Raw genomic sequence first — 3143 nt, 5'->3', positions numbered from 1 at the left:
CCGGCTGCCAGCTGGCGCCGCCGATCTGGGCGACATCCTGCGGCTGCAGCAGTGCCACGGCCATGGCCTGGGCAACGAAGTCGTTGACCAGGTGCAGCGAATGGAAGCCCAGCTGCGCGGCGGTGCGGTCACGGGAGATCACCCACGGATGGTTGGTGATCCGGGCCTCGTCACCATCCACCCGACCGGCCACCGCGAACACCCCGCTGCGCGCTTGCGCGCCCTGTTCCTGAAGATAGTGGGCTGCCGCATCCGCCAGCGACGGGAAGGCCGTCACCGGGTAGGCACGGATGCTGCTCTGGTCCAGCGGGCCCCGGCGGTGATGTCGGCCAGCGCAAAGCGCGCGTTGGTCCCGCCGATATCGGCCACCAGGGTCAACTCCGCCGGTGCCGTCACTGTGCTGCCTCCGCAGACTTGGCGGCCATATCTTCGGGCAGGAAATCCAGGGCCTGCGCCGGGCCCCAGCTGCCGGCCGCGTAAGGCTCCATGGGCAGGTCGGCCGCTTTCCAGGCATCGGCAACGCTGTCGATCCAGGCCCAGGCCGCCCGCACTTCGTCATCGCGCACGAACAGGGCGTGGTTGCCGTTGAACGCGTCCAGGAACAGGCGTTCGTAGGCGATGCGGCGGTGCAGTCCGGTGGGGACGGACAGCTCCAGCGACAGCGGCTGCAGCTCCAGTGCGCCCCATTCCGGGCCGGCCAGCGAGCTCATCAGACCGAGCTGGATGTTCTCCTGTGGCTGCAGCTGGAAGGTGATGCGGTTGGGCGTGGCGTTCTTGCGATCCGGGCGTTCGAACACCCAGTGCGTGACCGGCTTGAGATTGACTTCGATGCGGGTGGTGCGCTCGGGCAGGCGCTTGCCGGTAACCAGATGGAACGGGACACCTTCCCAGCGCCAGTTGTCGATATGCGCGGTGACGCCGACAAAGGTCTCGGCCTCGCTGCCTTCCGGCGGCTGGTAGGCCTGGACCGGCTGGTCGTTGATGGTGCCGGCGGTATAGCGGCCGCGGACGCTGTCCTTGGCCGCGTGCCTGGCGCTGAGCGGGCGCAGGGCGCGTAGCACTTTGACCTTCTCGTCGCGGATGCGGTCGGCTTCCAGGGATGCCGGCGGCTCCATCGCCACCAGGCACAGCAGCTGCAGGATGTGGCTCTGCACCATGTCGCGCATCGCACCGGAGCGCGAGTAATAAGAGTCACGGCCATCCACGCCATCGCTTTCGGCGACCAGGATGTGCACCGACTCGATGTAATTGCGGTTCCACACCGCCTCCAGCAAGGTGTTGCCGAAGCGCAGCGCCATCAGGTTCTGCACCGCCGCCTTGCCGAGGTAGTGGTCGATGCGGAAGACGCGGTCCTCGTCGATCAGCTTGCCGATCGAACGCAGGATTTCGGCGGCACTGGCCGAGTCCGAGCCGATCGGTTTTTCCAGCATCAGCCGGTTCGGTGCCGCCAGCGCGCCGCCCAGGGCCAGCCCTTCGCAGGTGGAGATGTACAGGCCCGGCGGGATGGACAGGTTGCTCACGCATTTGCGGTGCGCCAGATCCTTGACCGCTTCGGCCACCGACTCCGGGTTGCGCAGATCCACCGAGCGGTAGTCGATGCGCGCGAGCAGGCTGTCGATGTCGTCCTGGCTGGCATGCGGCACGGCCTGTTCAAGGCGCGGGCGCAGGATGTCGTGGAACTTCGCGGTGTCGTGCGGCGACAGCGCCAGTGCACGTACGCGGAAGTCCTCGGGAAGCAGGCCGTCGCCCAGCAGACGCAGCAGGGAGGGGAACAGATAACGCTGGGCCAGATCGCCTGTGGCACCGAACAGGAAAAGGGTGTCGTGCATGGTTCGAGTTTCGTGTGCGGGTGACATCGTTGTCAATCGTTGTTCATCGGGCCGCACCACATGCGGGCGGGTATGGAAATGCAGGCTGGCACGGGCAGTTGCGGCGTGCACGGCACCGTGCGCAGGGCGATCTGGCTGGGCGATTTCGCCCGCGGACTTCGGGTCCGCCGTTCACGCTGGGAAGCCAGGTGATGGTGCCATATGAATATGCTTAACGGGGGCACGGTTTCCGATGTATACGATTGCAGGGTACGGGTGCTGGATGGTTTTGCCTGTGCTGGAGGGCTGCCGCGAGGTGGCGGTGACGGGTTCGGCAGCGAGGTGGCGATGGCCAAGGTCCGGTTTGACGGGGTGCGCAAGGTCTACGACAACGGCCAGGTGGCGGTGCACGGGGCCAGTTTCGATATCGAAGATGGGGAGCTGATGGTGCTGGTGGGGCCATCGGGCTGCGGTAAGTCCACCCTGCTGCGGATGGTGGCCGGGCTGGAGGAGATCAGCGCCGGCACGTTGAGCATTGGTGATCGTGTGGTCAACGACGTGGCGCCGAAGGATCGCGACATCGCCATGGTGTTCCAGAACTACGCGCTGTATCCGCACATGACCGTCGCCGAGAATCTGGCCTTCGGTCTGAAACTGCGTGGCCACGGCAAGGCCGAGGTACAGCGAAGAGTGCAGGGCGCGGCCGAGGCGCTCGGCCTGGCAGCGATGCTCGACAAGCTGCCACGCGCGATGTCGGGCGGGCAGCGGCAGCGCGTGGCGTTGGGGCGGGCGCTGGTGCGCGAGCCTTCGGTGTTCCTGCTGGATGAGCCGCTCTCCAATCTGGATGCCAAGCTGCGTCACTCGGTGCGCGCCGAGATCGCCCAGCTGCACCGCAAGCTGGGTACCACCATGATCTATGTCACCCACGACCAGGTGGAGGCGATGACGCTGGGGCAGCGCATCGTGGTGCTTGATGAAGGGCGGGTCCAGCAGATCGATACGCCAATGGCGCTCTACCAGCGGCCGGCCAATCTGTTCGTGGCCGGGTTTTTGGGCAGTCCGGCAATGAATATGCTGCGTGGGCGGCTGAAGTCCTCGTCCGTGGATGGCCTGGCGCTGGAACTGGCGGACGGGCCGCTGCTGCCGCTGGGCGGGCTGACGCTGAGTCCGGGCTGGTTTGGCACGGAGATCGTGGTGGGCGTGCGCCCCGAGCATCTTCAGCCCAGTGAAGCGGTAGGGCACTTCAGTGCCGTGGTCGAGGGGGTGGAGCCGGTCGGCAACGAGATCTTCGTCAACCTGCGCCATGGCGCGCAGCCGCTCGTGATGCGGGTGGCG

General features: G+C 66.6%; 2 protein-coding genes and 1 pseudogene. 1 reads left to right on the top strand and 2 read right to left on the bottom strand.

Annotated features, from left to right (window positions below; all coding sequences use genetic code 11):
- Both JCM9942_RS12880 and zwf read right to left on the bottom strand, forming a co-directional pair.
- Positions 1-396 (bottom strand): annotated as a pseudogene (locus tag JCM9942_RS12880) (glucokinase); the annotation flags it as partial.
- Complete coding sequence (zwf, locus tag JCM9942_RS12875; protein WP_054660147.1) at positions 393-1829, bottom strand: glucose-6-phosphate dehydrogenase; 1437 nt, start codon at positions 1827-1829, stop codon at positions 393-395. The gene zwf and the pseudogene JCM9942_RS12880, both read right to left, overlap by 4 nt.
- A 327-nt stretch (positions 1830-2156) precedes the next feature.
- Here zwf and JCM9942_RS12870 point away from each other — a divergent pair.
- The coding region (locus tag JCM9942_RS12870) for an ABC transporter ATP-binding protein (RefSeq protein WP_054660149.1) at positions 2157-3143 on the top strand (987 nt) is incomplete at its 3' end.

It is taken from the genome of Stenotrophomonas pictorum JCM 9942, from assembly GCF_001310775.1.
Lineage (GTDB): Bacteria > Pseudomonadota > Gammaproteobacteria > Xanthomonadales > Xanthomonadaceae > Stenotrophomonas > Stenotrophomonas pictorum.
The sequence above is the reverse complement of the archived record's forward strand: the minus strand, read 5'-3'. Positions and strand labels throughout refer to the sequence as shown.